We start from the raw sequence: 22,783 nt of genomic DNA, 5'->3' as shown, positions 1-22,783 counted from the left end.
ATCGCTTCCCGTTCGGATATCATTGCACCATTTCAAAGACACCGGCGGCACCCATACCCCCGCCCATACACATCGTGACCAGGCCGTACTTTTGCTTGCGACGGGCCAGTTCGTTCAAGATGGATACCGTCAGTTTGGCACCGGAGCAGCCCAGGGGGTGGCCCAAGGCGATCGCACCACCGTTGACATTCACCTTGTCCGGATCCATCTCCAGGTGACGAATCACTTGAATCGATTGAGACGCAAATGCCTCGTTCAATTCAACCAGGTCTACCTGGTCCATTGTGATCCCCGCTTTTTCCAGCGCTTTGGGTACAGCCACGATTGGACCGATTCCCATCACGTCGGGGTCGACTCCGCCGACGCAGAAGGAACGGAAGACGGCAATCGGCTTGATGCCCAGAGATTCGGCTTTTTCCCGCGACATCACAATCACGCCGGCAGCTCCGTCACTGGTCTGGGAGGAATTTCCTGCAGTGACAGATCCACCGAGCCGGAATACGGGTTTCAATTTCCCCAATCGATCCAGGGAAGTATCCGGACGGGGACCTTCGTCGGTATCAAATACAAACTCTTCCTCATGCAATTTCCCATCTTCTCCGACAAACCGTTTTTTCACCGTGAACGGAACGATCTCATCCTTGAATTTCCCTTCCTGGATGGCCTGAACGGCATTCTGGTGGCTGCGGAGCGCAAACTGATCCTGATCCTCCCGGGAGACGTCGTAACGGCTGGCCACTTCCTCCGCCGTATGTCCCATGGACATATAAAGTTCGGGACCCGTTTCCATCAGGTGAGGGTTGGGTGCCGGCTTGCTGCCGCCCATCGGTACCAGACTCATGCTCTCCACACCGCCGGCGACAACGGTATCGGCATAGCCGGCCATGACATGTTGGGCCGCAATTGCGATAGACTGCAACCCAGAGGCGCAGAAGCGGTTGATGGTAAGGCCGGCAGCCGTTGTGGGCAATCCCGCCCGAAGGGCGATCACACGACCCACGTTCATTCCCTGTTCCCCTTCCGGGAAAGAACAGCCCATAATCACATCTTCCACTTCAGCGGGATCCAGTTGGGGAACCCGTTTCATCAGATCCTGGACCACCGCCGCCCCCAATTCATCGGGGCGGGTGTCCTTCAACGACCCGCGGTTCGCTTTGCCGACGGCAGTGCGTGCTGCGGCGACGATGACTGCTTCGCGCATGTTCCACTCTCCTCCTTCGGATGGTTGTTGGCGCTGGCACAGACCGATCAGTTGCGCAGCGGTTTGTTTTTGGTCAGCATATATTGCATCCGTTGCTGAGACTTGGGTTCCCCCGCCAAGCTGAGGAATGCTTCCCGTTCGATGTCGAGCAGGTATTGCTCATCCACCAGCGTTCCCTCCGGAACCGTTCCCCCGGAAAGGACATAAGCCAACTTGCTTGCGATCTTATAATCGTGCTCACTGATATAGCCGGACTGGAGCAGCCCGTATGCACCCAACCGCAAGGTGTTGTATCCCGTTTCTCCCACGACGGGGATCTTCTTCGGCTCTGGAGCTCGATATCCCGTACGGGAGAGGGCCAGCACCTGTTCTTTGGCATCGAAGATCAGATGGTCCTGATTGAGGCTCACTCCATCCAACCCTTCCCGCAGGAAACCATGGTCCTTAGCCTCTTCGGCACTGGTGGAAACTTTGGCCATCGCGATCGTTTCAAACACCTTATTGACTCGGTTTTGTAAACCGATGGCGTCCTTGGGATCCACGTCAGCGGTCCAGCGCAGAAGCATCTCTTTGTTGCCTCCGCCACCGGGGATCAGGCCGACACCAGTTTCCACCAGTCCCATATAGGTCTCGGAGGAAGCCTGGAGACGGTCTGCCGGCAAGGAGACTTCCACACCGCCTCCCAGGGTCATGCCGAAAGGTGCCGCCACCACGGGACGATCCATCGTCCTAAGGGAACCCATCGCCTTCTGGAACTGGCGCACCATCAGGTCCAACTCAGGCCAGTTCTGATCCTGGGCTTCCATCAGAATCAACATCAGATTGGCACCCACACAGAAGTTGGCTCCCTGGTTCCCCACCACCAATCCGCGCCAATTGGCCGACACTTCTTTCACAGATGTGTTGATCATCTGGATGATATCGGCGGCGATCGCATTTTTGGGGGAATGGAACTCCAAGCACAACACATCGTCCCCGATATCGATCAAGCTGGCTCCCCGATTGGATTGGATCACTTTCCCCTGTTCTTTAAGCCGTGCCAGGGAGATAAACTTGGGGTGCTCTTCCACTTCGGAGAAGGTACCGCCGAGGTGGAACGCTTTGTCATGATCCGGTTGCCGGTCGTAGAAGGACGTGCCCCCCTTTGCCAGCAGTTCCTCCACCAGCGGCGGGATCGTCTCTCCTTCCTCCCTCATCTTGGCGACGGATTTTTCCACTCCGATGGCATCCCATACTTCGAAGGGACCCAAATCCCAGTTGAATCCCCAACGCATGGCCCGGTCGACACTGACGATGTCGTCGGCGATTTCCGGGATGCGGGAGGCGGAATAGAGCAGCACTTTTTTCGTGATGTGCCACGCCAGTTTGCCGGCGGCATCGTTGGCGTAGACCAAGGCGCGAAATTGTTCTTTTTTCGTCTTCGCCCGTTTCGCCATTTCCAGGGAGGGGGCTTTCAATTTCTTACGGGGGCGATACTCCCCGGTTGCGGGATCCAGGACCAGGATCTCGCTTCCTTTCTGCCCTTTCACCTTTTTGAAAAACCCTTGCCCGCTCTTGGCACCGAGCCATCCTTTCTCCACCATCTTCTGCAGCAGAGCCGGCACTTCGAACGCCTTTTTCTCATCAGGATCATCTACGTTTTCCCGGACGTTGTTGGAAACGTGTATAAAGGTGTCCAGCCCGACCAGATCCAGTGTGCGAAACGTCGCACTTTTTGGCCGACCCATCGCGCGACCGGTCACCGTATCCACTTCATCCGGACCGAGGCCGTCTTCCAGCATCTTTTGGAAGGTGATGGCAAGTCCATACACCCCGATGCGATTCGCAATGAAGTTGGGGGTATCTTTGGCAAACACCACACCCTTGCCGAGCCCCTCTTCAGCAAACGCTTTCATCTCTTCGACAATGGCTGCATCCGTGTCAGGAGTGGGAATGATCTCCAACAATTTCATATAACGGGGCGGATTAAAGAAGTGCGTTCCCAAAAAGTGCTTGCGAAACTCCGGGGAACACTCCTTCACCATATCCCGGATAGAGATGCCGGAAGTGTTGGAACTGACGATCATTCCCGGCTTCCAAACCTTCTCAATGCGGCTGAACAGGTCCTGCTTGATTTTGAGATTCTCAACGACTGCTTCAATCACCCAATCCGCCTCGCCTAAACGGGCCAAGTCGTCTTCCAGGTTGCCCACTTCGATCCGTTCCGCAATCTTCTTGTGGAACAATGGAGCCGGCTTTTCCTTGAGGAGCCGCTCCAACCCGGTGCGTGCCAACCGGTTGCGAACGGATTTATCCTCCAGGGTCAGTCCTTTCGCTTCTTCTTTTTCGGTCAACTTATTGGGGACGATATCCAACAGCAATGTGCGAATGCCGGCGTTAGCCAGGTGCCCGGCGATGGCCGCTCCCATCACACCGGCGCCAATCACGGCTGCTTGCTTGATTCTCGCCAACAAAGATTCCTCCTTTCAGCTTGAAACCGTCCAACCCTCCAACCCCATGAATGAACAGTCATTCATTATTGGGGTAAAAAAAATCTCTCCTTCTCGGATCGGTGACGGGACAGACCGGTGACATCCATGTTGAGCGGATCTCCTTTTGGAGTCCGTATATCCTTTCAAATATTATTATTTATCTGATCCAGGCTCCCGTCAAGGGGTGCACCCCCAATTTTTTCGATGTTCTTTCGGGAATGATCCATATTTTTCAAATTCATTCTCCTGGTTCTTTTCGATCGATTATCAACATGTCCATGCAGAATCGGATTACCGGTATCACCATCCACGCAAAAGCGGGTGCTCCCTCGCACCCGCCCGGTCTGGATCACTTGTAAAAATTGGCGTTGATCTCGATGTACTCTTTTTCTTCCTCTGGCACCATGTCTTCTTCGAAGATGGCTTCCACCGGGCAGACCGGCTCACATGCCCCGCATTCGATGCAAGTGTCCGGATCGATGTAATACATGACGTCATCCCCGTGAATGCAATCCACCGGACATACTTCCACGCATTCAGCCGCCAGTTCGTCTTTACATGGTGAAGTGATTACAAAAGCCAAGGAACATGCCCCCTTCTTAAGGTTATCCCATTTTTCAGTGATGGTTCATCAACGTGTTCCTATGTTATTCCCGTTTTGCCGACGCTTTTAAACGATCGTATCAGGCGGAGTGGAATTTTGTTTGCGTTCAGGAAGGACCATCACCATCAGGGAAGACAGCAGCAAAAATGCTCCCAGCCACCCCGCCGGCGGCAACCGCTCTCCCAACAACCAGACGGCGAGTAAAGATGCAGTCAACGGTTCCAGCAACGCGGCGATAGACGCCCGGGTGGCACTGGTCCGTTTTAACCCTGTCATGTATAACAGATAGGCCAATGCCGTGGGAACCACCCCCAGATACAGGAGGAGACCCCATGCCACCCAGGAGGACGGTGGCCATCCGATAAAGGGAAGCAAGATCACCGCTCCCACCACAAACGCGGCTGCCACGGTTCGAAAGGGAGGAATCCACCGAACCAAATGTTTTCCTACCAATGTATAACCACCATAACAGACTGCCGCTCCCAAAGCGAGGAGATTTCCCATCCAAAAACGGGAATCGGCTATGGCGATCAATCCGCCAATGCCGATCACCAGCGTGACACCGGCCATGCCCAACCCCAACGCGAGCATCGTTTTCGATCCCAACGGCTCACGCAGCTTCCAAGCCGAAAACGCCGCCACCAATAGCGGCGCGGTACATACTGTCAACAAGGTTGCGGTGGACACCAACGTCCGGTCTACCGCGCTGAAATAAGCAACCTGGTAACCCGCCAAGGCGAGTCCAAACAACAAAATCCAGCCTATTCCCCTCATACCGGGGGAGATAAACACATGGCCTCTGCTTTCCCAGGCCGCCGCTGCCAATAAGAGCGGAGCCCCGATCACCAGGCGCCATGCCCCGATTTCCAACGGAGTCATATCATGGTTGAGGACCAGAAACTTGGCCGCCAAGCCGGCGGTACCCCAACCGATCGCTCCCAAACAAACCCACCATAATCCGATTTTCACGAACATCCCCCCCGATAATGAATCAGGCGGGATTCCTTTTGCTCCCGCCCGTCAATGCGTGTATGAACGGACGGGAGGGGGTAATACCAGACGAATGCAGACCGGGATGGGGATCACCTCCTTCGCCCCGTTCCGAAAGGGCGCGGATTCCCCTTTATTCTTCGATACCAAAAGCGCTCAACCCTTTTTTGAAATGTTTTCCTAGTGAACCGGGCTCTTTGGTAAGAATATCCCCTTTTCTCATCCATTCCAATCAGCGACGACTAAATGGCCAATCACCTGCAACAGCAGCAAACAGCGTTACCCTCCTGCAGGCACCACTGTCACCGTTTGCCCGTCGACAACCACATCCGTATTTGGAAACTGCTTGCGCGCCTCTTCTTCCAGCTCTGCCGCCTCTGCATTTGAATAGCGGGGGCTGATGTGCGTCAGAAGCAATCCTCCCACCCCCGCCCGCACCGCGATTTGAGCCGCTTGGACCGAAGTGGTGTGGCCATGTTTTGCGGCCAAGTCTTCCCGCCCCTTTCGAAAGGTAGCCTCGTGGATCAGCAAATCCGCCCCTCGCGCCAACCGGACCGCTTCCTCTGTGGGACGGGTGTCTCCCAAGATGGCGATCACCCGCCCCGGTCGATCCGGTCTTCGATACTGTTCTCCGTAGAGAATACGGCCATCCGGCAGACGTACCGTTTCCCCCCGCTTTAAATCCCGATAAACCGGTCCCGGCGAAATGCCTTCCGCCTGCAGTTTACTGACATCCAAACAACCCGGCTGATCCGGCTCTTCGATTCGAAAACCATAAGAAGGAACAGAGTGGGACAGCTTGGCCACTTCCACACGGACCCCCTCTTCGGTGGTCCATTTTCCCTCTGTCAGCTCCCGCCACTCCAGGGAGTAACGAAGGTGGGTGGCACTCGCTTTCAATGATGCTTCCACAAACGGGCGCAACCCCTCCGGCGCATGAATGAACAAGGATGATTCCGCCCCTTGGAAGGAACGGCTCCCCAACAACCCAGGCAAACCAAAGATGTGATCCCCGTGCAAATGCGTAATAAACACCCGATCCACCCGGGGTAAACGCACAGGCGAACGTAGGATCTGGTGCTGTGTCCCTTCCCCGCAATCGAATAACCACGTCCGACCTCTCCGCTCCGTCCATCGCAAAGCGAGGGAAGCGACGTTCCGATCCTTAGAGGGAATGCCCCCACCTGTCCCCAAAAACGTAATCTCCATTCCGCTTCCCTCCAACATAAAAATCGGCCCGGCTGTTCAGCCGGAACCGAAGGCTCTCATTCATTTTTGGACAATCGCTTTTTTGCCAACCGGTATTACACTTCTCCCGTGCGAGTCTTTCGTTTTAGGCCGTCCATCTTTCGGCCAAAAAACTGCACCAGTTGGTAGGTGGCATAAACGTCTCCATCCTGGCGGTATGCCCGGTCATATCGTTCCATCATGCGAATCACCGGTGGCTCCTCCATCTCCCAAAACCGCTTTTGGCCAAATACACAGGATCCTCCTAGATGCTGAATCGTCTTTAGAAAGTGATGGCAATCCCGGTATGTTTTCCGATGCCAGCACACCATGGATTGCGGGCGGTAAAGCCCCGTATGAAGAAGGATCTCCTCCCATTCGGACACCGACCGCATACAATCGGGATCCCACTCTGAGAACAGGTCGTCCTCTCCGCTAATCTCTTCTGCATACAGCTCCTGCAATTCCTGCCAGGTGTCAGGACCAAAGGTGGACGCCACAAAAAAACCCCCGTCCGTAAGCGCCCTCACCAACCTGCTCAAGGTTTGCGACGGTTGATTAAACCAATGGATGGTCGCGTTGGATGCCACCAAATCGTATCGACCTTCCTCCCATTCCATGGTCTCCGCGTCGGCGACCACAAATCGAATACTGGAGCCGTGGCATCCCTCCAGCCCCCGGCGAGCCCATCGCACCATGTTTTCCGAAAAGTCGACCACTGTCAGTCGTGCATGAGGAAAACGGTCACACAATAATTGAGTCAGATAGCCGGTACCGCACCCCACCTCCACGATCTCTTTCGCATCCACCTTCTGTTCGTCCAGGGTTTGTATAATCCGGTGGGCCATTCGCTTCTGAATAACCGCCTGACGGTCAAAAATATCGGCAAGCTGGTTAAACGCACGAGCCATCTGCTCCTTACTCTGCTTCACCTCTCCATCGCCCCTTCAACCAACGGCGCCTCCTTCGGAGTGATCCACGTGTCCGATCCCCCCTAAACAGACACCCTGACTCCATCAGTAGGCGCATTCCTCGATTTCAAATCCCAAGTCCCGGATCATCTGGTGATCCTGCTCCGCCACCTGTCCTTCAGTGGTCAGATAATCTCCCACAAACAGCGCATTCGCCGCATACAGGGAGAGTGGCTGCAACGTTCCCAGCTGTACTTCCCGCCCTCCGGATACCCGGATCTCCTTGGAAGGACACACCAAGCGGAACAACGCCAACACACGCAGACAACGACGGGGATCCAGCAAATCCATCCCCTCCATAGGGGTGCCGGGAACAGCGTGTAAGAAATTGACAGGAATCGAATCCGCGTCCAGCTCTCTCAAGGCATACGCCAGCTCCACAATCTGTTCGTCACTCTCTCCCATACCGACGATACACCCGGAACAAGGAGAAATCCCTGCCTGCTTCACCCGTTCAACCGTCCTTACTCTGTCCTCATAAGTATGAGTGGTGGTGATATTGGCATGGTGGTCTTGATGGGTGTTCAGGTTGTGATTGTAACGGTCCACTCCCGCTTCCTTGAGCCGGGTTGCCTGAGATTCGGTCAGCAAGCCCAAACAGGCGCAAATCTTCATGGGCCACTCATTTTTAATCTCCCTGACCGCTTCACAAACCGCATCCACCTCCCGGTCGGTGGGTCTGCGGCCGCTGGCCACAATGCAATACGTTCCCGCCTTGCGGTTGCGTGCCTCTCGCGCCCCTTTCACCAGGGTCTCTTTTTCCATCAACGGATACTTCTCAATAGGCGCCTGGGAGACGATCGACTGGGAACAGTATCCGCAGTCTTCTGGACAGAGTCCACTTTTGGCGTTTACGATCATATTCAGTTTGACGCGATTGCCAAAAAAATGTTTCCGGACCTGGTATGCCGCCTGCAACAACGGCAGCAGCTGGTCATCATCGGACCGAAGAACCGCCAGCCCCTCTTCCATGGTTAACCGTTCTCCCGCCAGCGCCTGTCTCGCCAATTCTCCCCAAAATCCAGTGTGGATCCCCACCCTGTTTCCCATCACGTTCTCCTCCCATCCTACCATGAAAAAGATTCATTCTCATAATGTTTCAAAAAAATCAGATGAAAAATAAATGTAAACCTTTATTATGTTTAAGTTTACAAATCAGCTTGAGTATATCACGGGATTGAAACCCGGTCAAAAGCGGATCGTAACAAAAAAACCTCCCGGCAGGAGGCATACGCAAATGACAAACCATGTGTTCCGTTCTGTCTCTATTCCCTTGTCACATGAATGGATTTGGTGGTATCCACCTCTTGTCCATTAATCGTCATGGTGATATTTTCAGGGTTTCCAATCGTAACCCAGACATCGTTAGACGCTTCCTCAAGGTGATTATAGGGGTACTCTTCTCCTGGTTGCAGTGTGAAATCCTTTATATATCCATCATCCGGATTTTGTTGCTCCCGAATCTGAATCCAACTGCTGGAACCTTTCGCCTTAAACGTAAAAGAGACGATATCCGGTTCGCTCAATTTGTACTCTCCCAGTGATGGTGTCTTATTCATGGAAATCACCGATGCCACTCCTACACTGGAATCGCCTGCAGCCGTCGGCCCATCATTGGATTTCGTAGCCGCTGTTTCATCAGGAGAATCGCCTTTGATGTTGTTGTACGCCAATACGGATACCGGAATCAATACGATGACTGCAGCCACGACCAATATCCATCTTTTTCGGGTCAACCAGTTGCTCATTTTCTTTCCCCGGTCGACCACATGACGCCGACCAGAACGGGAGGGCGGCCCCGCATCCGTATGGGAATCCACCAGAGCCGGAGGCCCGGAAACAATGACAGACCGTTCCCGTCCGGAACGGGAACGGGACGGGGTCTGTAAATCCCAGCCTGATTCGTCTTCATTTGAAGAGGTGGCGGCAAGACGGCCAGACGAAGACTGCCGGGAATGGGCATGACGGTCGGAACGACGGGAAAGGGGCTCCATATCATCCCAACCGGCGGCTTCTTCCACACCGGCAGCCGTTTCCGGATATCCTTCCCAGGCGGAATCAGGGCCATATGCTACTTCATGATCATCCCATGCCCCCACATTCTGATCATCATCCCAATGGTATCCCCCGTCGGAATCTCCATACGGGTCATCTACCATCCGATCTGTAATCACTCGGCGCTGCCTGAAAGAGCGAAGCTCCGGCTCGGGGGTTGTCCAGTCTCCGTAAGCGGCCCCATCTGTCGCTCCCCCCTCCGGAGTCCGGTGCTTGCCGCTGTTTCTTTTTTTCAAAGCGGGCAGCTTTAACGCTTCCGTTCTTTTACTTCCCGTCCGCTTTGACCCGGCGTTGGAACGGGACGGAATCTGCTGTTCCGGAACCGACACGTCATCGAAAGCCGTAGACGCATACGGGTCGTATGCCGCTTCCTGCGGGTCGGTTTGGCGGGTGGGATGATTTTTGAATGGATCATACTCTTCTTCTTGGGAAGCACCTGGAAGCGCCTGAAACTGATCCGTTCCCTGGGGGTGACCCGGGGATGGCGCCGACAGGGGGGGATGAGTGTTGGTATTGCTGAATCCCTCTGGATCAATCGCGGGCATAACGCCTGTCTGCTCCAATCGACGGTAATGCTTCAGCAGATAGGTCGGTTCCAATCCCACATGCTTGGCGTATGCACGTATGTAAGAACGGACGGTAAATGGGCTGCCCAGCTTGTCAAAATCCCCGCTTTCCAGCGCCCGCAAGGAAATCGTGTCGATCTGCATTTTACTCTGGATCTCTTCAAAGGAGAGTCCCGCCGACTCCCTGCCTTGTCTGAGCTGGTTTCCGATCTCTACCCACACACAGACCACCTCCGCTGATGGTGATACACCCTTCTTTTATCGGATAGGCTATTTGCCTCGAAAGCTTCACGTTTACAAAAAACCATCTTTCATGTTTTGATGGAGTGAGAAGATCGGTTTCCACACCGATTGTTCGCTATGGATTCTCGATGTGTGAGAGCGATTCCTGCAAGGCTTTAATTCCATTTATTCATATAGGAAAAGATTCTTATATGCTGTCTTGACGGCTATTGTAAAATGAACCCGTAACCCGATGCAAGTGATCATTCTGAACTGGAAAGGGGTCCGTGACATGAAACATTGGGGAGCCAACATTTATATGCTGATTTTGTTTGGGATGGCCATCCTGTTGATTTTATTGGGACTCTTCCGGGTCTGGCTCCATTAATGAGTGATTATCGCAAATGCGGAAACAAAAGTGACCTGGGGAAGACCTGTTTAGTGGTCGTGAACAGTCAAGATAACGAGCTTTTTGAACAGAACGTTTCACCTTTAATATGATCATCCCCCATAGTCAAGCGGGTTTCGTTCCGTGTCCTTAGGTGATGCTTCTATTATAATCATAACATGAATCCACCGATTGCAGGGTTTTTCAAGACCAGAACAAACCTCTTCACCTATATTTCCCCTTTATTATGAGACGGAAGTCTTAAGAAGCGGTCCGTCTTCCGGGCGAACTCAAATCAAAAAACCCAATCTTATTACCGATTGGGCAACCCCTGAAGCACCCCGGTTGCTTTGGCAACCGGGGTGCTTTTCATCAGTATCCCAACGGATATTGGAGAATGCGGTTGTACATCGTCTTGTTATGGCGAAAGATATATAGGGCCGGCTTGGGGTTGGCTTCAAGCATCCATACCTTACCCCGATGATCGACACCCAAATCAAATCCCGCTGCCAGGCTGGAGGGGGAGAAGCGCCCTAAACGTTTGGCAGCTTGCAGCGATATCATCGCCAGGTCATTCATCACCTTCTCCACTGCTGCTCCCTTCATCGTAGACCGTTGTAATGTGTTCTTCACCGGAACCAATGTCCCCCTCCTCGCCACATTAGTGATAAACAGCCCCTTGGCAGCCACTCGAGCGATATGGGCGGTCACCGTCCACGGGCCCCCTTTCCTCCGTTGTACCATCACCCGGACATCCAAGGGGCGGCCCGCAATTTCCGCCAGATTCACACGTTGCTGGATCATATAGCGAGAGCCTCCCGACCGCAACCACGGCTTCAGTGCACGCAAAAGCGCCCCGATATTGGGCAATATCTGTCGGCTTCCCCCCCAGCGCAACTCATACCTTCCTGTCGGCTTGCGAGATACTTGTATAATCCCATAACCACCTGTGCCTCCAGAAGGCTTTAGTATAACCGTACTGTGTCTTCGCAGCATATTCATCAGATTCTGCTCTTGAAACAACTTCGTCTCCGGCAAGGCTTCAGCTACAGTCGCATCTCCCATGAGTGTCCGATGGACGCCCCATTTATACCCGATTTTCACCATCGCCCGACCACTCCCTTTCAGTGTAATCCATGACCTTTCATTGGCCGGCAACCATCCATAACGGAGGTTTCTTTAGGGCTGTCCCCATAATTTATGATGGAAACTTCTTTTTGGTATAGGTGAGCGGTGAGAGAAAAAAAATAAGACCCTCTTCACTCTCGGTGAAGAGGGCCTGGCTCCGATCGGGTCAGTTATTCGGAGTAACTCGGACCGCTTTCAGATAACCCCAGTCCAGCCATTTTGTACTCATGCTGTCATAACGAACACCGCCGGGGCCGTAAGTGTGCAGCAGTTTGCCATCTCCGGCATAGATGCCGACATGGCCGATGTTGCCATTGCTGCTTTGCAGTTTAAAGAAGACCAGGTCTCCTTTTTGCAGCTCGCTGCGGGAAACTTCCTTCCCTACATAGGATTGTTGAGTAGCCGTCCGGGGAAGTTTTACCCCGTTTTGGCCAAATACATATTGTACAAAGGACGAGCAGTCGAAGGTCTGGGTTTGTCCAGAACGAGCGCCCAATTTGTAGGGGGTTCCCATATATTTTTCACCCGTTTGAATAATCCGGTCGCCAAATGCAGTCTGTGACTGCGATTGTTGTTGAGGAGCGGATTGAGCCGGTTGGTTAGCGGGCTGATTGTTGGCCGGTTGAGCGGATTCATTCTCAACAGGTTGATTATTAGCCGGCTGATTGTTCTCTGCGGCAGCCGGAGCTTCCGGTTGGCTTCCACTGTTGTTTTGCGGTTGTGTTTGAGCGGAAGACTCGTCAGCGGATGTCTCATCGTTTTTGGATACCGTTTGCTTCTGGGTGACGGGCATCTCCAGTCCCACTTGTCCAAAGATATCCTGCACCATTTGATGGGCGTTGGCTGCCGGCTTGGCGGCCGTGCCGGCATGGGCGGCTGCGGGCAGACTCGTTCCCACCAAGATGGCTGCGGTGGCACCGATGAACACCTTTTTCAACATATTAGGCTTTTGCATTATATCCTCCCTTTATTCTCTGGATTTGCAAACACATCGGTATAGTAACATAGATCATAAGAACTATAGGCTTACATTTTCCACCAACCGCGCACTTTGATCTTTTATAAAAAGGTGTCTATTCCCACCATGGCGGAGTTTTTCCCACTTGTCATTAAATGAGGTACCACTCTCATTTTCCATATATTAATAGATTGCATTCCCCCTTCCCCTTGACAAAAAAGATCCTGTGTGTGCAATTTGTGTGTATAGCACTTGAAATGGGAGGAAAAGCCGATGAAACGATTGGACCAGGTACGGCAATTACTGGCGGAACACTCCGCTTCCGACCGCATCGGAATGACGGCCCGGGAAGTGGGACAGGTGTTAAAGTTGGATCGTTCCACCGTCAGCCGTTATCTGAACCGCCTGGTGAAAGAAACGGAGGTGGAGAAACTGCCCGGCAGGCCGGTCCGTTTCCGTTCCGTCCAGCCTCCTCTCTCTCAACCAGTGGAAGAATGGGTTTATTCCCCACAAGACCGCCCCGGCAGTCTCATCGGCAATGAGACCGAGATGAAAGAAGCCCTCGCCGCTCTCCTATACCCTCCCCGGGGCTTACCGTTACTGCTGGAAGGGGAGACCGGAACAGGCAAAACCCATTTGGTTGAACAAGTGGTTCATCAGGCCCGAGAACAAGGGAAAATCCGTTCCACTCAACCATTTGTCACGTTTAACTGCTCGGAATACGCACAAAATCCGGAACTGTTGATGGGGCAACTATTCGGCATTCGAAAAGGAGCGTTTACAGGTGCCGCATCCGATCGGACAGGCTTGGTGGAACGGGCGGACGGCGGGATTTTGTTTCTGGACGAAATCCATCGACTTCCGCCGGTCGGACAGGAGATGCTGTTTCACCTCATTGATCAAGGCGTGTACCGCCGTTTGGGTGAAGCTGAATTGGAGCGCCAAGCCTCCATTCGCCTGATCGGCGCGACGACGGAACGGCCGGATCAAGTATTGCTGCCGACACTGCTCAGACGCTTTGCCGTCAAATTAACCCTCCCCTCCCTCGGGCAAAGAGAGCGGCGTGAACGGGAGAAGTTGGTGGATGCCTTCTTTATCGAAGAAGCCCGACACATGGCATTGGATATCCGTTTGGATTTCCGGTGCCGCCAAGCATTTTTGGAGTATTCCTGCCCCGGCAATATCGGCCAGTTAAAAGGAGATGTCCAACATGCATGCGCACAGGCTTTCCTGCGCCATCTTTATGAGCCCTCCCCTTCAGTCACGATTCGACGGGAAGATCTGCCTGCCGCCGTCTCCAGGGTTTGGCGCGCTTCTGCTCTTGCCTCCCCCCCTTTCCCCTCTACACTCACCGACGGGGGGGAAAAAACCGTATACAGCGAGCTGCTTCGCAAAGAGCAGGAGCTGAGTGCGCGGGGATGGAGCCGACACGAACGCATCCGCGAGCTGAAACAGATGGCGAGCCAATATCTGAAACGATCAGCCCACCCTGCCGACGATCGGCGTCAAACGGGTGGAGAACAGTTGCAGGAAGTCATCTCCCACCTAACCAGACCATTGACAGAAGGGCAGCAGGAAGCGCTTGAAAGTCTCATCCGGTCCCTCACTATTGAAGGAGATCAACCGAGTCGTCCGTTCCCCGAAACAGAATCCCTTCCGGAAGAACACCGTAAAGCGGCCCACTCCCTCGCCCAAGCGGTCACCGATCAAGGATTCTCGCTGCCGGAAGAGGCTTGGAAAGAGATCGCCCACCTCCTGTCCGCATTTCACGAATCCGAATCCGCCTCTGCTGAAGGAGTACCTGTCTTGATCGTCACCCATGGTGAATCGACAGCTACATCCATGGCTCAGGTAGCCAATGCGTTATTGGGGGATGAACGGGTTCACGCGGTGGACATGCCTCTCGATCAACCGGCATCGATCGCTCTTCAGCGGGTATCCAATCGGGTGGCTTCACTTCATCGAGGAAACGGAATCTTGTTGCTGGTGGATATCGGTTCATTGACAACGATGGGAGAGGATATCAGCCGTGAACATGGTATTTCTATCCACACCCTCTCGGATGTCACCCTTTCCATGGTCATTCACGCCGCACGAAAAGCCCAGACTCCCGGCTGGGACGCCCAGCGCCTGATGGAGTCGGTCCGCGACCGCTTTCCGGCCCCTGTCAGCACCCTATCCCCGACTCAGCGACGACGGGTGGTGGGCGTGGTGTGTCCACAGGGAGAAGGATCCATCCCTGCTTTGAAGGATTGGGTGAAAAACAACTTGGAAAATAAGGAGATTGATGTTCTGTCAGGCGAATGGAACCCCCATCAATCCGATTCATTCGATCAGGTGTTGCATGAATGGCATCAATCCGGGGAGATTATCGCTTTGGTAGGTACCCACTCTCCACCCAACGGGAACATTCCCTTTTTTCACGCATGGGAATTGTTGCAACCGGACGGAATTCGTCGTTGGAAGGAACAGTTGGCTAAAACAGGGAGCCCGTCCTAACATCTAGTGTGCAAGTTGTGTAATGTTCCTTCGTTTCCGTTTCCCTTCCCATCGGGAATTGCATTGGCATGGTTTTTGCTTTTATTTTTCTTCAGAAGGAGCTTCTCCTCTCGGATTCGGATGGTTCTGGTCCTGTCCTACCAACCGGCGCAGGCTGGAGATCAATCGGATCTGTAAAGCCAGAGGCCTATATTTTAATTTTGAAAAGGGATGATAAATATGGTGGAACAAACCTTGACAATCCCGAATCAAACGGGATTGCACGCACGGCCGGCAGCGCTGCTGGTAAAAGAAGCGGGGCGGTATGCCAGCCAGGTCTATATTGCCAAGGGGGATAAACAAGCGGACGCCAAGAGCCTGCTGGGCGTGATGTCCCTCTCCATCCGCGGCGGGGAAGAAATCGCCATCCGGGCCGAAGGGGACGACGAAAAAGAAGCAGTTCAAGCCCTCGCCCAGTGGATTGCCAACGAACTGCGTGATTGACTATTCAAACCGGAAAGAAGGTGCATGATGACCAACCAAGCGATGAAGGGAGTCGGAGCGGCCCCGGGATTGGCCATCGGACAAGCGGTTCGATGGCGCAAGGAACGGCCCGAAGTCGTCGTAACGGAGATCGCCGATACCGATACGGAACAAAAGCGACTGGAAAAAACGGTGGAAGAAGCACGTCAGCAGCTGCGGGAACTGCGGCAAGCCACGCTGGACCGGATGGGAGAAGAAGAGGCGGGAATTTTTGACGCCCACCTCTCGTTCCTGGATGATCCTGCTTATATCGGCGAGATGAAAAACCGGATTCGCAACCAAAAAAAGAATGCGGAAGCCGTCTGTCAACAGGTGACCGACGAAATGTCCGATATGTTGGCCTCCCTCGATGACGAATACATGCGGGCACGCGCCGACGATATCCGGGATGTGGGCGGTCGTCTGCTTCTACTCCTCTCGGGAATCCAGCCCTTTGATCCCACGCGGTTGGAGCCGGGCAGTGTGATTGTTGCTGATGAGCTGGCTCCTTCGGACACCGCCCAATTCCCCCCCGGCATTGCCGCCATGGTGACGGCACGGGGCAGCAAAACGGCTCACGCGGCAATTATGGCTCGCACCTTGGGAATCCCCGCTGTACTCGGTCTCGGCGAATCCCTGGAACGGATTGAGGAGGGGGACACCGTCATCGTAGACGGGGAGTCCGGAGACATCACCCTCCATCCAGACACCGAAACCCAGCAGCAGGCGGAAGCGGAGATGAAACGGCAACGAGAGGTGCGAGAACAAGCCTTGAAGCGAGCGGATGAGGACGCCTTCACTGCCGACGGACACCGGATTCAGGTATTTGCCAACATCGGCAGTCCTGCCGACGTGGATGCCGCCCTCCAAAACGGAGCAGAAGGAATTGGTTTGTTTCGCACAGAGTTCCTTTATTTAGAAAACGATCACTGGCCGACGGAAGAAGAACAAGTTCGCTCCTACCGTCAGGTGTTGGAAGCCTTCGGGGATAAACCGGTGGTGATCCGCACACTGGACATCGGCGGAGACAAAGACCTTCCCTATGCGGAACTGCCTCAAGAGGAGAATCCCTTCCTGGGGCATCGGGCCATTCGGTTTTGCCTCGCCAACCCGGATATCTTTAAAACCCAGTTGCGTGCGCTCTTGCGAGCGGGAGTTCACGGCAATCTGTGGATCATGTTCCCCATGGTGGAAAACCTGTCGGAAATCCGCGAAGCAAAAACACTCTTGGCCGAATGCCGCCGGGAACTGGAAGCGGAAGGCGCTGAAGTCGCCGCTTCCATCAAGGTGGGGATCATGGTGGAAGTGCCGGCAGCAGCCATCTACGCCGATGTCCTGGCCCGAGAAGTCGACTTTATGAGCATCGGTACCAACGACCTGACCCAATACACCCTGGCCGCCGATCGCGGGAATGAACGGGTGGCTTCCCTCTATGACGCCTCTCACCCCGCCGTGTTGCGCCTCGTTCGCCAGACCTGTGACGCCGCCCGCAACGCCGGCATCCTGGTGGGTATGTGCGGCGAATTGGCGGGGGATCCCAAGATGACCGCCGCTCTTGTCGGGCTCGGATTGCAGGAACTCTCCATGAGCGCCGGTGCCATTCCCGAAGTGAAGGAAGAAGTGCGGCAAGTGGAGACGGATCCAGCACGACAGTTGGCAGACAAGGCCTTACAAGCCGAGGACGGCAGTCAAGTGCGGGCGATTGTGGAAAAAGGAAAGATGAATTGAACGAACCTCCCCCTGTCGATAAATCGACAGGGGGAGGCTTCTTGTTATGGAGGGAATATAGACTGACGGCTCTTCGCTCAATCATGACTTCTCCTACCTGAGTAGACATGGAGCAAACCACGACGCAATGACTCAGTGAGCCAGAAAAGCCAACATGCTAAAGTATACAGCCGCAGCCGCAAAGAAGTAAGGCCGTTCATTCCGTAAAACCGACATTACCGCATATCCAATAAAAAATACAGAATATAGGAAGCTCATGACATGCCACTCTTTTAAACTTCCCCAGTATAAAACCAAAGAAACCATAGCCATCCATAGCAATAACTGTTTAATTATCAAAAATCTATACCGCAAACCTCGCTCCTGCACCCGGTAATCTCCGAAATAGTCGTCCAAACGGTCGCGACTCGCTGGATTCTCATGGTAAAAGTACATCGGCTGCAAATAAGGAATGTTTCCTTCCGCCAATTGTGTCCCCCAAGAAAACGTTTGATCGCTTAAACATTCAATCCTTTTTCCCTCTGACCCTTCCGGATAAGCGGGCTCGGGGGAAATCTCCGTTTCGATGGAGAAGATTACCCTTTGATCCTCCAAACGACCAAAGTATTCCCGTGGCCACAGCGTACGGATATGGCTGAACAACATTCGCCACGGCTGTCTTTTTTGTACATGTGCCATGGAGGTGTCTACCGGAACCCATCCCCGCTCTTCTAAAAACACCTCATTCCACACGTGTGCATGGTGCTTTCCCATGGCAAACGCTCCTACCACCGTCCGACACGGAATGTTTTGGGCGCGACAAAGGGCCGCATACAAAAAAGAGAACTCGCCACAATCTCCTTTCTTGTTCCGAAGGAAAGAAATCGTCCCTCTCTCCTTTGGAGGATAGATGTAGCGATAGTGACTTCGAACATAGTCGAACAGCACACGCGCTTTCACTTCGTCCGTCTCCAACCCCCGGCAAATCTCATCCGCCTTGGTCCGGACTTCATCCGTAATCCGGACCAAGGTGGTGGAACGCAAATAAAACTCCCGTTCCTTTTCCGATAACGTGCTGGGAGACTCCCACTCGATCGATGGCGTAACCGTCACGTCGTAGATATTCTCGATCGCTTCACCCGGTTCCAACCGGTAGTAGGAAAGGCGGTTTCCCGCCACATCCGGAGGGGATTGTTGATCTGGAGAGCGGCTCATGGATACTAACCGAGCTCCTTGTGCGTGATGGACGGGAGGCTCCGCCAGCCACACCTGTGTAACGCCTTCTCGCCGATTTTTAAATCGGAATACATAGGAAAAATGTTTCATGTCCATACTCTCCTCTCCTTACCGGCTGTGAGCTTTTTCCATGGGTGTCCATTCACAACCCGCTCCGTCACAGCCTCCCACAGGGATCACCGTCCGGCGAGCGGCGATCAAATAGCAGCTGCCCCCCCATCGAAACCCAGGGGAATGATTTAAGGACTGAGAATAATAGGGCGTACAATCAAAGTGATGAAAAGAATGGCGACAGCACCGAAAAAGAGGGAACGTTCCTTCCGTATAACGGAAATGAGCCCATATCCAATGACAGCCAGGCAATACAGCAGACTCATCAATCCCCACGCACTCAACCAGTAAAGAGCTGCAGCCGCGATTACCATCCATCCCAGTATCCGTTTGGCAATCTGGAGCCCGTACCGCAAACCTCGCTCCTGTACCCGGTAATCCCCGATACAATCGTCTACACTTCCTCGACTCCCTGGATTTTCATGGTGAAAGTACATGGGCTGTAGTAAGGGGATATTTCCGTTCAACAGTTGTGAACCCCAAGAAAACTTCCGGCCATCGATGTGTAATTCAATTCCCCCACCCTCCTGCTCTCCGGGATAATCCGGAACCGGTTCAAGATCAGACTCCACCGAGAAGATGATCCGCTGATTTTCCAACTGGCCGAAATATTCCTTTGGACGCAGTGTACGGATGTTGCTGAATAAAAAACGCCACGGCTGTCTTTTTTGTACATGTGCCATGGAGGTGTCTACCGGAACCCATCCCCGCTCTTCTAAAAACACCTCATTCCACATGTGTGCATGGTGCTTTCCCATGGCAAACGCTCCTACCACCGTCCGACACGGAATGTTTTGGGCGCGACAAAGGGCCGCATACAAAAAAGAGAATTCGCCACAATCTCCTTTTTTTGTTCGCAAGAAAGGAGCCGCTCCCCAATCCTTCACTGGATGGGTATAACGAAAGTGACTTCGAACATAGTCGAACAACGCACGCGCTTTTGCTTCGTCCGTCTCCAACCCCCGGCAAATCTCATCCGCTTTGGTCCGGACCTCATCCGTGATCTGGACCAAGGTGGTGGAACGCAAATAAAACTCCCGTTCCTTCTCCGACAACGTAGAGGGAGACTTCCACTCGATCGATGGCGTAACCGTCACTTCGTAGATATTCTCGATCGCTTCACCCGGTTCCAACCGGTAGTAGGAAAGGCGGTTTCCCGCCACATCCGGAGGGGATTGTTGATCTGGAGAGCGGCTCATGGATACTAACCGAGCTCCTTGTGCGTGATGGACGGGAGGCTCCGCCAGCCACACCTGTGTGACGCCTTCTCGCTGATTTTTAAATCGGAATACATAGGAAAAATGTTTCATGTCCATACTCTCCTCTCTCCTTACCGGCTGTGACCTTTTTCCATGGGTGTCCATTCACAACCCGCTCCGTCACAGCCTCCCACAGGGATCACCGTCCGGCGAGCGGCGATCCAGTCGTACACCCATTGCCCTACGCCCATCACCGTCGCCAACCACAGAAACGGAACCATCCCCCACAACAAAGGGACCTGTCGAGCAATGACCCATACACTGTGAATACCTTCCTCCACTCGTCCGTTTCTCACTTGGCGTGTATGCATGCGTTGTTCCAAACGTTCTGGATCCAATCCGTATTGCTCGATCACCTCCGGATCGCGAAAGGAGAGGAAGGATAGACGGTGAAGCCAATCCCATCTTTGGAGGCGCTGCATACTCCTTTGACAGAAGGGACACCAGCCGTCGTAAAAAACGGTGACAGCCCGAAGGTCACCGACCGGCTCCTTTCCAGGCACCGGAACCCTGGTTCCTTTTCGGCGTAAATATGCTTTCACTCTTCCCACTCGTCTGTCAAAGAACGCGATCATTTTTTTGTATTCACGGTCTCGTAACATCAATAGCTGGTTGGCGATCATGATAAAGGAAAAGGTAAACAGCCCCATCACCACGGCAATGCCTAGATGCATCCCAATCACACCCGCCATCGCCACATACTTGGTGTAACGGTTAAATAACAGGAAAGGGAAGGCTACCTGCACCAACACAGTCGCATAGGCACCCGTCACAATGAGAAAATCCGACGAGAAAATAAGATCTCGGAAAAATGGATGGGTGTACTCTCCTACCTGCAGGATGTAGTAAAGGGCCGTTCCGTTTTGCCATACTTCACCCATCACCTTATGGAAGCCTGACGTAAGATACATCATGCATACCTGAACGATACAGGCCAAAATCGCTAAGTTGTGGATAAGGTTAGACAGCCGCATATGGGAAAATCCTGGAGGAGAAAGCTCTGAGGCAGGGATGCCTCTCTTCTGTCGAAGGTGGCGATCGACAGAAAAGTAGGCCGTCGTGTTGGCAAACAGCAGGAAGACCAACAGTATGCGCATGACATTGTCCCCGCCGTCTAAAATGATCCCGTTGCGAGTAAACAGAGACCAAACAAACACGAAGTTGACAATGGCCGCAATCCGACCTTTATAACCAAAAATGAACCAAAGTGCAGCCAACATGCCTAGATGAAAAACGATTTCAAAATAGAGGGGGGACGGGTGTAATTGATACAAGGAAAACGTCCATGCGATCATCGTATCAGCACGAAAATCCGCAAAATCGTACATGCCCTCCGGCCCCCACAAAAAGCGCCGTTGAGCATAGTGCATCCCGTATATGTAGAGAATAATGAAGCCGAAAGCAATACGGATGAGGCTGGCGCCCATCAGCATGTGCTTTTGTCGGTTCCAATCGGCGATACGGTCAAACATGTCGATGTCCCACCTTTCAACATTTATACTGGGAACCATTTTCGGACTTTAGAAGCGTCATTCCTGAATGCTCGATCAAAAGATCGGCGCTACTGGCTGGTAATTCCTCCAATCAAATTGGTATACCTTTGTCTTTGTTTCAACTTCTTTCTTTTCTTTTTCTGAAAAAGGAACCGCTTTTGTCTCCACTAACATCAACTGAGTCTTCGTCACTTCCCATTCGGGGTGCAAACTGTTTAAATAGGCCTGTGCATATCGGTTTAACAGCTTTTCTCCGTATTCCTGTTGCTCACTTTTCCGTTTATCGTCGTGTAAATCATCCAGCTTTTTTTTCGCTTCTTCATTGCTTTGCGCCTTACGGTGAAGGGTAACGATCAAATCATCCTCTTCCACCATCGCCGTTACCGCTCCTCGTTGAATTCTGACCAGTCGGTTATAAGGAGTAAAGCGATTGGTTTGGTTTCGCTCGATCATATAAGAGGTTAAGTCAATCCAATCTGTTGTTTTCACTCCGTCCTCTTTCTTTACCTGAGCCCGCACATAAAAAGTGTTGTTATCCGATGCAGGATTGGGTGCGAATAACTTCCAATTCTGAGAAAAAAGAGGGTTCATATAACCAGCGATGATGTTTGAATGCTTCGCTTTTAGAGGATTCAATGGAGCATTGTACAGACCTGTGAATGCAAAATGGATAATAAAAACCGTCAATAAACCCAAAACGGCTAGCTTCTTCCACATCTTGATCCCCCTTTAATATGGAGGGGATGCCGCAGCTAAGCGACACCCCTTTTTTGGATTACTGATCGAATACGGTTTTGATTTCATCGTAATCCGCATAAACCGGTTGCACGGAATTACGACCGACCTGTTTCTTGGCATAATCCCAAGCATCCGCTCCGGCTTTAGCCGCAGCTCCTGTTACAAACGCTCCACCAACATACGCTGCAGCCTTTTTCGCAGTTACAGTCGCTGCCACAGCTGGTATAGCTTTAGGCTCTATTTCAGTCGAATTAACTGCTACCTGCGACTTCACCTGCTCCTGTGTTTCCGGAGTCCCGGCGAATGCAGAAGTAGTCATCGTACCACCTAACACCAACGATAAGGCCAAACCGGACGCAATCAGCTTTTTCACTAGAATCCCCCCATGAAATGATGATGTGTTTTCCTAAGTGCGCATATGGATCAACATTTCCTGCTACTTTCCAGGCATCCCCTCC

At 53.0% G+C, this 22,783-nt stretch carries 18 protein-coding genes; 3 read left to right on the top strand and 15 right to left on the bottom strand.

Annotated elements, in window-relative coordinates:
* Positions 1-19: 19 nt before the first annotated feature.
* From JOE21_RS08570 to JOE21_RS08525, 10 genes are all read right to left on the bottom strand, one after another.
* Complete coding sequence (locus JOE21_RS08570) at positions 20-1,201, bottom strand: acetyl-CoA C-acyltransferase (protein WP_309864811.1); 1,182 nt, start codon at positions 1,199-1,201, stop codon at positions 20-22.
* 47 nt (positions 1,202-1,248) lie between these two features.
* On the bottom strand, positions 1,249-3,654 hold the full coding sequence (locus JOE21_RS08565; RefSeq protein WP_309864810.1) for a 3-hydroxyacyl-CoA dehydrogenase/enoyl-CoA hydratase family protein: 2,406 nt from the start codon (positions 3,652-3,654) through the stop codon (positions 1,249-1,251).
* A gap of 367 nt (positions 3,655-4,021) precedes the next feature.
* Positions 4,022-4,255: a ferredoxin family protein gene (locus tag JOE21_RS08560; RefSeq protein ID WP_309864809.1), complete on the bottom strand. Its 234-nt coding sequence runs from the start codon at positions 4,253-4,255 to the stop codon at positions 4,022-4,024.
* A gap of 87 nt (positions 4,256-4,342) precedes the next feature.
* Positions 4,343-5,245 (bottom strand): DMT family transporter, encoded by a 903-nt coding sequence (locus JOE21_RS08555; RefSeq protein ID WP_309864808.1) that lies wholly within the window; start codon positions 5,243-5,245, stop codon positions 4,343-4,345.
* Positions 5,246-5,545: 300 nt separating this feature from the next.
* Entirely contained in the window at positions 5,546-6,475 is a 930-nt protein-coding gene (rnz, locus tag JOE21_RS08550) for a ribonuclease Z (RefSeq protein ID WP_309864806.1), read from the bottom strand.
* Positions 6,476-6,570: 95 nt separating this feature from the next.
* Entirely contained in the window at positions 6,571-7,425 is an 855-nt protein-coding gene (locus JOE21_RS08545; protein ID WP_309864804.1) for a methyltransferase domain-containing protein, read from the bottom strand.
* A gap of 84 nt (positions 7,426-7,509) precedes the next feature.
* Positions 7,510-8,514 (bottom strand): biotin synthase BioB, encoded by a 1,005-nt coding sequence (bioB, locus tag JOE21_RS08540; protein ID WP_309864802.1) that lies wholly within the window; start codon positions 8,512-8,514, stop codon positions 7,510-7,512.
* Between the two features lie 215 nt (positions 8,515-8,729).
* Positions 8,730-10,307 (bottom strand): helix-turn-helix domain-containing protein, encoded by a 1,578-nt coding sequence (locus JOE21_RS08535; RefSeq protein ID WP_309864801.1) that lies wholly within the window; start codon positions 10,305-10,307, stop codon positions 8,730-8,732.
* A gap of 760 nt (positions 10,308-11,067) precedes the next feature.
* On the bottom strand, positions 11,068-11,802 hold the full coding sequence (locus JOE21_RS08530) for a YheC/YheD family protein (RefSeq protein WP_309864800.1): 735 nt from the start codon (positions 11,800-11,802) through the stop codon (positions 11,068-11,070).
* Positions 11,803-11,989: 187 nt separating this feature from the next.
* Positions 11,990-12,778: a C40 family peptidase gene (locus JOE21_RS08525; RefSeq protein ID WP_309864799.1), complete on the bottom strand. Its 789-nt coding sequence runs from the start codon at positions 12,776-12,778 to the stop codon at positions 11,990-11,992.
* 276 nt (positions 12,779-13,054) lie between these two features.
* Between JOE21_RS08525 and JOE21_RS08520 the strand changes: the two genes are divergently transcribed.
* From JOE21_RS08520 to ptsP, 3 genes are all read left to right on the top strand, one after another.
* The gene (locus JOE21_RS08520; protein WP_309864796.1) at positions 13,055-15,280 is read left to right on the top strand and encodes a sigma 54-interacting transcriptional regulator; all 2,226 of its coding nucleotides are present in this window, start codon (positions 13,055-13,057) and stop codon (positions 15,278-15,280) included.
* Between the two features lie 219 nt (positions 15,281-15,499).
* Positions 15,500-15,763 carry an HPr family phosphocarrier protein gene (locus JOE21_RS08515; protein WP_309864794.1) on the top strand — a complete coding sequence of 88 codons (264 nt, stop codon included), beginning with the start codon at positions 15,500-15,502 and terminating at the stop codon, positions 15,761-15,763.
* Between the two features lie 27 nt (positions 15,764-15,790).
* On the top strand, positions 15,791-17,509 hold the full coding sequence (gene ptsP / locus JOE21_RS08510) for a phosphoenolpyruvate--protein phosphotransferase (protein WP_309864793.1): 1,719 nt from the start codon (positions 15,791-15,793) through the stop codon (positions 17,507-17,509).
* Positions 17,510-17,641: 132 nt separating this feature from the next.
* Here ptsP and JOE21_RS08505 read toward each other — a convergent pair whose 3' ends face one another.
* The 5 genes from JOE21_RS08505 to JOE21_RS08485 all read right to left on the bottom strand — a co-directional run bounded on the left by JOE21_RS08505 (position 17,642) and on the right by JOE21_RS08485 (position 22,698).
* The gene (locus tag JOE21_RS08505; protein ID WP_309864792.1) at positions 17,642-18,820 is read right to left on the bottom strand and encodes a transglutaminase-like domain-containing protein; all 1,179 of its coding nucleotides are present in this window, start codon (positions 18,818-18,820) and stop codon (positions 17,642-17,644) included.
* Positions 18,821-18,963: 143 nt separating this feature from the next.
* Positions 18,964-20,145, bottom strand: coding sequence for a transglutaminase-like domain-containing protein (locus JOE21_RS08500; protein ID WP_309864790.1), 1,182 nt, complete (start codon positions 20,143-20,145; stop codon positions 18,964-18,966).
* Positions 20,146-20,165: 20 nt separating this feature from the next.
* Complete coding sequence (locus JOE21_RS08495; RefSeq protein ID WP_309864788.1) at positions 20,166-21,566, bottom strand: DCC1-like thiol-disulfide oxidoreductase family protein; 1,401 nt, start codon at positions 21,564-21,566, stop codon at positions 20,166-20,168.
* Between the two features lie 75 nt (positions 21,567-21,641).
* Positions 21,642-22,304: a DUF5819 family protein gene (locus JOE21_RS08490; RefSeq protein WP_309864787.1), complete on the bottom strand. Its 663-nt coding sequence runs from the start codon at positions 22,302-22,304 to the stop codon at positions 21,642-21,644.
* 58 nt (positions 22,305-22,362) lie between these two features.
* Positions 22,363-22,698: a hypothetical protein gene (locus JOE21_RS08485; protein WP_309864786.1), complete on the bottom strand. Its 336-nt coding sequence runs from the start codon at positions 22,696-22,698 to the stop codon at positions 22,363-22,365.
* Positions 22,699-22,783: the final 85 nt, after the last annotated feature.

Source organism: Desmospora profundinema (genome assembly GCF_031454155.1).
In the GTDB taxonomy this organism is placed as follows: Bacteria; Bacillota; Bacilli; order Thermoactinomycetales; family DSM-45169; genus Desmospora; species Desmospora profundinema.
The sequence above is the reverse complement of the archived record's forward strand: the minus strand, read 5'-3'. Positions and strand labels throughout refer to the sequence as shown.